Below are 8001 nucleotides of genomic sequence, written 5' to 3'. Positions count from 1 at the left end.
GGCCGGAGGAGAGCATGCCGTAATCCGGCATGGTAGTCTTCGCCAGGATGACGACGCCGTCCTCGCGCAGGCGCGCGGCGGAGGGCGCATCGTGCACGGCCGGGTCGAGAGGCCGTGCGGCGGTGCCCAAGGGCACGGGCGTTCCCTCGGTGGCAATATTCTCCTTGATGGTCGCGGGAATTCCATCGAGCGCCCTCGCCTCACCGCGCATCCAGCGATCCTCGGAGGCCTTCGCCGCGCTCAGCGCGCTTTCGGGATCGAAGGCATAGAGCGCACAAAGCCGCGGCTCATAAGCCTCAATCCGCGTGATCACGGCTCGCGACACCTCGACGGGCGAAAGCTGCTTGCTGGCGAACGCCTCAAGAAGTTCTCCCGCGCTCCAATCCGCCAGATCGGCGGATATATYGGAGGTGGTAGGGCCGGTCGAAGATTGCGCGTTCAATGGGTGCTCCTGATGGCGATGGATTCGGCTCGAGACCCCATGCTGCGCCATCCCTCCTTCGGGGTAAACAGGGTGCGGCGAAACACTGCCGGGCGAGCGTTCGATGTGTGGAACCGCACGGCAATTCCTGGGCAACTCTGCCAGACAAAACGTAAGCTTATCCGCCGAAGGTTGTTCTCGTATTCGTTTGAAACCTGGAATAGCATTCACTTCGCGAACAAAACCGACAGTCAACAGTTGCGTATGTAACTTCAGTTGTGAGTTATCGCCCCAGGATCAGGGGCTGCCTGGATCGGTGCACCTTGCCATGAAGCATGGTTCGAAGGCCATTATTCACCGGACCAACAGGCTTCTCGCCGCGCTGGAGGCGAAGGACTTCGCGGCCATCGAGCCCTACCTCGAACTCGTGGAACTACCCAAGGGCAAGATCGTCTACGATACCGGAGAGACCATCCGGCATGTCTATTTCCCGCACAATACCATCGTCTCCTTTACGACCCTTCTGCAGGATGGTGGCTCCGTCGAGATGGCGGCGTTTGGGCGCGAATCCATGTTCGGCTATGTCAGTGCTCAGGTGACGCGCCAATCCTTCGGCCGCTATGTCGCGCAATTTTCCGGTACGGCATCACGTATTCCTCTCGACAGGTTGATCGACGCCATCCGCACGCACCCCGAGGTCCGGCAACTGATCCTGAACTTCACCGAAGCGCTCCTCACGCAGACGTTGCAGGCGGTTGCCTGCAACGCGGTGCACAGCGTCGAAGCGCGCTGCTGCCGCTGGATCCTGAGCACCCGCGACCGCTTCGACCATGATGCGCTGCCCCTCACTCATGAGACGCTCGCACAGACCCTCGGCGTCCAAAGATCAACGGTCAGCAGCGTGACCCGCGCCCTCCAGATGGCCGGCCTGATCACCCAGGGCCGCGGGGTCATCACGATCACGGACCGGGAGGGCCTCGAAGAGACGGCCTGCGAGTGCTACCGGATGATTCGTGGACGGTTCGAGCACTTGCTTCCGGGGACATTCGACAGGGATTGAGGGCCTTGCGCCCTCCTTTGCGCGTGCGCCGAAGCCAATAGCCAGGAATTTCGTCTGCTCAAGGGGATTATTGCAAAAAGATTTTGCAGCTTTGTCGGGTTTCCAACAGACGGAGTAACCCTACGTCAGTATCGTCTAAGCAGTTCATGCCAAGTTACTGCGAGGATGTGAATGAACGATATTGAATTGCATAACAATAAGCAGAACCGTGAAAACCATTCAACCCGGATGTATTCGCCGACTTTACAGCCGCTCCTCCAATCGCTGCTTTCTACTCTGGCCGATATAGACTTTGCTTATGAGTGTGAGCGCGAGAAGATCAGTAAATCCTCTCCAGATATCAACTTGAGAATTCGTGTTCTTGAAAAACTGAAGGTGCAACATCAGGCGAGACGAACGCCTTATCTTCAGCAACTTGCGACGTTGCAAGAGCAGATGATCTCACCCAAGTAACGACATAACATATGTCTCAATCATGAGATGTATGAGCAACTAAGAGTCGACATATGATCGACTAGAAGTATAAATTACGAACCGTCGGGGCCGATATACAACAGTACCAGATCGCATGTCCGCCATCATAAGATCTGAGCGTTATTCCTAAATACAAGGGAATTGAGACAATGACCGAAGAAGAAATCGAAGTTGTCGCAGAAGAGCTCGCGAAAATCGGTGGCGTTGCTTGGTATCCCGGGCGTGAGAAGGGCTCCATCCTGCGTGTCGTGTCCGACCGCTACCGTGATCGTGCCCGCGCAGCCATCGAGGCCCTCGACCGCTTTCGCATCTCTCACCCCCAATCCGGCGTCGTTCAGGATAACTCGGACGCGGCACCCCCTCCGGCCTCCACCGAGGAGATCAAGCCAGGAGCCACGGTCGTCTATCGCCCCCCAGGTGACCGGCGCGCCTACCCGTGCCGCGTCGTGGAGATTGAAGGCAGTCGCGCCTACCTTGCCCCTATTCTGAGGTCCTGCACCGATTGGGTCTCCATCGAGCACCTCATCCCGCAGCCTGAAACGGAACGAAGCGCGGCTCAGGACTAAAAGGGACCAGACTTAATCGGGAGCTTAAAGCCAAGCTCCCGATTGAACTGCCGCTGCCGGGTCTATGCTTGTGAGCGATCTGCAGCCGTCAGTTCTCTTCGTGACTAGGGCTTGAACCGTGAGCCCTATGGCTGGCTAAGCTCTTCAATAACCAACTCGAAGGTCACACAAACGGGGTTGTCTTCGCGGGCGAGCTTCCCGGAGAAGACTTGGCCTTCCATGTCGACCACATCGATTTGCAGGGAGGCTGTCAGCCGACCTTGGACGGTCTCCACCCTGCCCATATTGATCGACACCTCCGTGGCATATGATTCCACCCGTCCTCCCTCAATGAAGCGTACCTCGTTCAGGCTGCCGATGCCGTGAACGTTTGCCGTTGTGATTCCCCGTCTTGAACAGATGTTCTCAATGGCGACGCTGATGTCCTCATTGGGTCGGACCTTCGCCAGCAGCACACGTGTGTCTCCTTGCTCTTCCCCATCCTCGGAAACCTGCATGGGCTCGAATAGGGTGAAGTTCGTCTCCGGGTCGGGTAGAGCCTCGAAGATAGCGGCTTTCAGGCCGATCCCGGTAGCCTCGATGGCTTCCGCCACTATGCTATCCGGGGCGAGCATATGGCCCATTCGCGTGCCCTCGGGCGTATCCCAGATCCCGTGGCAGTGAATGAAGGGCTTGCCGTCGCGCCGCCCGACGATGACGCAGGCCCGCTGGATCTCGACAGGGCCCGCGGGTGCGAAGGTGTCGCTATACCAAGCCGCATGATGTGCATCCGGTGATGCCGCCGGTATGACGAACCTGAAAGGTTCGCACTTGCCGCCCCAGAGCGTCACGAAACCTCCGAGACAACCTGCATCCGCGAAGCCCTTGGCTATGGCCGCGTCGACCGTATACCCAGGTTCAAGTGCGAAACGCAGCTGAACAGGCGCGCCTGCAACATCGACTGTGCGATCAGGAGAAGCTGGACCCGGGTGATCAATATATCTCATTTCAAAGACCGATCTCTCTCAATCCGCTCGCATGATTTGCTGGGGGTCGGCCCGAGGATCGCGAGGTCCCCAACGACCGGCTTCGACCTGGGCGATGAACTCGGCCACCGTACGATTGAACAAGGCAGGTTCCTCCAGGTTCAAGGTGTGACCCGATTTAGGGAACATGGTGAGGCCTGAGCGCGGCACGGTGCGCTTCAGGAAGACACCCGGTTGGATGGAGTGATCATCCTCATCGCCGACAACCACCAACAGAGGAACCTGCATGGCGCTGAGTTCGTCCTTCAAATCGTAAAGAGAAGGACGGCGCATCTGAACGCCACGCATGGTGTTGGAGGCCCCGCGCACGGAGTGCTGGGCAAGTCTCTCGGCGAACAGCTTCCAGCCGCGAGGGTCCTTCTCCTGGAACTGAACGCGCGAGGCGCTTTCAGCATAAACAGGGGCAAATCCCTCGGCACCCCGCTCCTCGAAGCCCCTTGCAACCTGCTCGGAGTTCTGGCGGAAGGCTTCCTGGTGTTCCTTCTCGGAGCCATAGCCTGCACCGGCAACGACGGCCGACAGCACCCGCTCCGGATGACGCAAGGCAGCATGCACGCAAGCGAATGCGCCCATGGAAAGACCGACGATATGGGCCTTCTCGATCCCTGCGGCATTCATCACGTCGACGATGTCGTCGGCAGCTCGCGCCTGCGAGTACTGCTCCACTCTCTCGGGAACATCCGACGGCTGATAGCCTCGAGCCGAGAAAGTGATGCATTGATGCCGGCGGGAGAAGTAACTGACCTGGGGCTCCCAGCTCCAGTGATTTCCGCCGAACTCATGGACGAAAACAATGGAAGTGCCCTGCCCTGCGGACTCATAGAAGAGCCGCACGCTGTCGCTGGTGGTTGCAAATGCCAACACGATACTCCGTCAAGGAAACTCGGAAACGGCGCAGCTCTGCCCGCCATCCACAGGAAGGCAAACGCCGGTGATGAACTGGGCTTCATCTGAGGCCAGGAACACGGCGGCGTTGGCGATGTCCCAGGCCGTTCCCATTTTGCCGACGGGCACGGCCGCATTGCGTGCCGCCACCATCTCCTCCACGGAAGCGTATTGCCCGGAGATCTGCCGGTAGATCAACGGCGTGTCGATCAGGCCGGGCATGATGCAGTTGGCGCGGATGCCCTGCCGGGCATATTGCATGGCGAGCGCCACGGTCGCTTGGTTCACTGCCGCCTTGGTGGCGTAATAGGCGAAATATGGATAGCCCGTCCAACGGATCGCCGCGAGGGAGGAAATGTTGACGATAGCGCCACCGCCCTGACGCAACATGTGCGGAATGACGGCCTTCGCCGTGCGGTAGACCGGGYCGATGTTCAGGTTCAAAGCCGCAGCAAATTGCTCCTCGCTGAGTTCGACCGGTCCACCCATATGGGTGACGCCGACGTTGTTGTGCAGAATGCCGATTCCGCCGAAACCCTCGACGACCCGCGCGACCGCGCTCTCGATGGAAGCCGTATCGGTAACGTCCGCCGCGACGGCGATGGCCTCGTAGCCTTCACCTGCGATGATGGACGCGGTTTCATCCGCTGCTTCCTGCACGAGGTCGATGCAAGCGACGCGCGCCCCTTCCCGTGCATAGGCGACGGCGGCTGCCTTGCCGTTTCCCCATCCCRGACCTGAGGAACCCGCCCCGAACACGATGGCGGTCTTGCCCTTCAGACGATCAACCATTGATCCTCGCTCCACTTCATGCGGTTCACTTCGCGGGGAGCCACTCTTCGAGGGTGACTTCGAACGTCATGCAGATCGGGTTCAAGCCGGCGACGAAAGGCCCGCCATAGACATTCCCCTCCGGGTCCGCCACGACGCCCGTGAGCGCCGCCCTGAGCGAGCCGTCCTCACCTGAGCGCACCTCGCCCGCAAGGCTCACTATTTCCACGGCAGGGCCCTTGATCTGGATATACTTGCCGTCGATCGTCCCTAGGCAGGCATCGACGAGACTGCCCAGCGCACCGCGCACGAACGCGTTTCTGAAGCCTTCGGCCAGGCACATCTTCTCCACGCCCTGGACGAGATCCTCGTTGGGAGCGATCCTTGCGTAAGCCACACGACCCATCGAGCCATTCTCGACGGCAATCATCTCACTCATTGGTCGTTTCCCTGTAAGGCTGAAGCAGCGGAATATTCGTTTCGGGATCGTAGGCCTGTCGGAGCTCGAACTCATCGAGCGACGTGACAAGCACCGGAATCGGATCGCGACTGACGATGCAGGTTTCCGTCAGGATGTGACCGCCCTTGACCTCACCACTTTCGGTGCGGATCGCGGCATGGCAGTGCACGAGCGGCGAGCCGTCCATGCCCTTTCCTATCGTCGCATTGCCGAAGATCATATACGTGCGGCCCGCGGGGATCGGCTTCGAATAGGCGATCACGGCCTGCCCCCGTTGATCAGGCGGCGCGACGCAATATTGAACCCCTTCGAAGTAGCCCCCGAGAATGGTCGTCGAGGCACAGGTGATTCCGATCTCCGCCAATGGCTTCACGAGGCCGTCGAAAAGGCTCACGCCCGGCAGCAGGGCCAGTCGAACATGCCGTCCCTTGGATGAGCGAAGGCTTTGAATGCGAACCGGGTTGAATCTGCCAGGATGGATCAGGGTCCGTGGCCTGGGCATCTGGGTCGTGGCTGCCCGCTTCATCGGACGCCTCCCGCAGCAGGCGCCAGCTCATGGGCATATCGACGCCAGCGCCTGACATAAAGAGCCGCACCTTCGGTTAGGCTCTGCACGCCGGCATCATCGATCTCCCGAACGACACGGCCTGGAGCACCCATGACGAGGGAATTGTCAGGGATGACTTTGTTCTCTGTGATCAGCGTGTTGGCGCCAATCAGGCAGTTCCGGCCGATCCGTGCTCCGTTGAGGATGGTCGAGTTCATGCCGATCAAGGTGTTCGCTCCGATCGTGCAGCCGTGCAGCATGACCTTGTGACCGATCGTGCAGTCCTCGCCGATCGTCAGCGGATAACCGGGATCGACATGGAGCACGCAGCCGTCCTGGACATTGCTGCGCTCCCCAATCTCGATGATGTCGTCGTCGGCCCGCAACACCGTGCCGAACCAGATGCTGGCCTCGCGCCTGAGGCGAACGTCGCCGATCAAAACGGCGTCTGGAGCAATCCAGTATTCACCTTCCGGGGGAAGGACAGGTGTCGTTGCCGCAAGAGAAAACAAATGGGCCATGTTTGAGCCTTCTATGCCGTTACAGACGGCCCGCCGATAATGCCCGCAGCCGTGAACCCGCCATCGACGCAAATCGTCTGGCCGGTGACGTAGCTGGCCTTGCGATCATCGAGCAGGAAAATGGTCGCTCCCGCGATCTCGGCCGGCGATCCGTAGCGCCGCTGCGGCACGGTCGTCATCCAGGCGGCGCGCACCTCCGGTGTATGGATCTCCTGCACGAGCGGCGTCTCGATGGGACCTGGTGCAATCGCATTCACCCGAATACCGACCGATGCCAGCTCGACTGCCATGACCTTGGTCATGGTGAGCACGCCGCCCTTGGATGCGCCATACGCGACGCGCCCCTTGTTGCCCTTGATTCCGGAAACCGAAGCGATGTTGACGATCGAGCCCGAGCCGCGGGCACGCATGTACTTGGCGGCCTCCCTGGAGACCACGAAGCTGCCGATCAGGTTGACCTCGAGCATCCTTCGGAAGAGATCGACGCTGGTGTCGAGCGCAGGCACGTCGCGCCCGATACCCGCAGAGTTGACGACCCCCGTCAGGGGTCCGAACTCCGCCTCGCAGGCAGCGACGGCACGGATGACAGCGTCCTCGTCCGCGACATTCATCTGCTCGTATCGCACGCGGTCGCCGGGTGCTCCGAGGGAGGACTTGCACCGGTCGAGGTTTTTTGAATCCAGGTCCGCGACGACGGCGCGCCAACCCTCCGCAAGAACGGCCTCGACAACGGCAAGGCCGATGCCTGACGCTCCGCCTGTCACGAGTATCGTCTGTTGCTGAACCATATTCATATTCCTACTGGGCGAATGATGCGGCATCCGTGCTCAGGCCGAGACCTGAGCGGGTTTGTCGAGCGGCAGACAGCCACGCGCTTCGAGTTCCGCCCGGACATCCTTCTTGGTAATCTTGCCGTAGCCGGACTTGGGCAGGGCCTCCCAGAAGAACACCCGCTTTGGAAGCTTGTAGCGGGAGACCTTACCTTCCAGCCAGGTCAGGAGTTCCTGCTCGTTGACCATGGCGTCCGGCCGCAGCACGCAGACCGCCACGCCGACTTCGCCCCAGGTGCTGTCCGGCACGCCGAGGATCGCAACCTCCGCAATGGCCGCGTGCGTCAGGATCTTTTCCTCGGTTTCACGCGGGTACACGTTCGAGCCGCCGGATATGTACATGTCGGAGGCACGCCCGGTGATGAAGAGGAAACCTTCCGCATCAAGGTGGCCAAGATCGCCGGTCCGGAACCAGCCGTCCCGGAAGGACTTCGCGTTGGC

Annotated in this window: 12 protein-coding genes; 3 read left to right on the top strand and 9 right to left on the bottom strand. The window is 60.3% G+C overall.

Going from position 1 to position 8001, the window contains the following annotated elements; translation table 11 throughout:
- On the bottom strand, nucleotides 1-442 hold a 442-nt coding region (locus tag ACXJKO_RS27785), incomplete at its 3' end, for an amidase family protein (protein WP_457094278.1).
- Between the two features lie 307 nt (nucleotides 443-749).
- Here ACXJKO_RS27785 and ACXJKO_RS27780 point away from each other — a divergent pair.
- The 3 genes from ACXJKO_RS27780 (at nucleotide 750) to ACXJKO_RS27770 (ending at nucleotide 2521) form a co-directional block, all read left to right on the top strand.
- Nucleotides 750-1481 carry a Crp/Fnr family transcriptional regulator gene (locus ACXJKO_RS27780; RefSeq protein ID WP_457094277.1) on the top strand — a complete coding sequence of 244 codons (732 nt, stop codon included), beginning with the start codon at nucleotides 750-752 and terminating at the stop codon, nucleotides 1479-1481.
- 171 nt (nucleotides 1482-1652) lie between these two features.
- A complete protein-coding gene (locus tag ACXJKO_RS27775; RefSeq protein ID WP_457094276.1) occupies nucleotides 1653-1934 on the top strand; it encodes a hypothetical protein in 282 nt (93 codons plus the stop codon).
- A gap of 170 nt (nucleotides 1935-2104) precedes the next feature.
- Nucleotides 2105-2521 (top strand): hypothetical protein, encoded by a 417-nt coding sequence (locus ACXJKO_RS27770; RefSeq protein ID WP_457094275.1) that lies wholly within the window; start codon nucleotides 2105-2107, stop codon nucleotides 2519-2521.
- Between the two features lie 125 nt (nucleotides 2522-2646).
- Here ACXJKO_RS27770 and ACXJKO_RS27765 read toward each other — a convergent pair whose 3' ends face one another.
- From ACXJKO_RS27765 to ACXJKO_RS27730, 8 genes are all read right to left on the bottom strand, one after another.
- Nucleotides 2647-3507 (bottom strand): PCC domain-containing protein, encoded by an 861-nt coding sequence (locus ACXJKO_RS27765; RefSeq protein ID WP_457094274.1) that lies wholly within the window; start codon nucleotides 3505-3507, stop codon nucleotides 2647-2649.
- Nucleotides 3508-3525: 18 nt separating this feature from the next.
- Nucleotides 3526-4407 (bottom strand): alpha/beta fold hydrolase, encoded by an 882-nt coding sequence (locus tag ACXJKO_RS27760; RefSeq protein ID WP_457094273.1) that lies wholly within the window; start codon nucleotides 4405-4407, stop codon nucleotides 3526-3528.
- A 12-nt stretch (nucleotides 4408-4419) separates the two neighbouring features.
- Nucleotides 4420-5223 (bottom strand): SDR family NAD(P)-dependent oxidoreductase, encoded by an 804-nt coding sequence (locus tag ACXJKO_RS27755; RefSeq protein WP_457094272.1) that lies wholly within the window; start codon nucleotides 5221-5223, stop codon nucleotides 4420-4422.
- A gap of 25 nt (nucleotides 5224-5248) precedes the next feature.
- On the bottom strand, nucleotides 5249-5641 hold the full coding sequence (locus ACXJKO_RS27750) for a PPC domain-containing DNA-binding protein (protein ID WP_457094271.1): 393 nt from the start codon (nucleotides 5639-5641) through the stop codon (nucleotides 5249-5251).
- Nucleotides 5634-6188, bottom strand: coding sequence for a PPC domain-containing DNA-binding protein (locus tag ACXJKO_RS27745; RefSeq protein ID WP_457094270.1), 555 nt, complete (start codon nucleotides 6186-6188; stop codon nucleotides 5634-5636). The genes ACXJKO_RS27750 and ACXJKO_RS27745 overlap by 8 nt, the downstream gene beginning before the upstream one ends.
- Nucleotides 6185-6730 (bottom strand): gamma carbonic anhydrase family protein, encoded by a 546-nt coding sequence (locus ACXJKO_RS27740; RefSeq protein ID WP_457094269.1) that lies wholly within the window; start codon nucleotides 6728-6730, stop codon nucleotides 6185-6187. The genes ACXJKO_RS27745 and ACXJKO_RS27740 overlap by 4 nt, the downstream gene beginning before the upstream one ends.
- A gap of 11 nt (nucleotides 6731-6741) precedes the next feature.
- Nucleotides 6742-7518: an SDR family NAD(P)-dependent oxidoreductase gene (locus ACXJKO_RS27735; RefSeq protein ID WP_457094268.1), complete on the bottom strand. Its 777-nt coding sequence runs from the start codon at nucleotides 7516-7518 to the stop codon at nucleotides 6742-6744.
- A 39-nt stretch (nucleotides 7519-7557) separates the two neighbouring features.
- A partial coding sequence (locus tag ACXJKO_RS27730) for an AMP-binding enzyme (protein ID WP_457094267.1) occupies nucleotides 7558-8001 on the bottom strand: 444 nt, incomplete at its 5' end.

The organism is Microvirga sp. P5_D2 (assembly GCF_054049475.1).
This window is presented reverse-complemented; position numbering and strand designations above follow the sequence as displayed.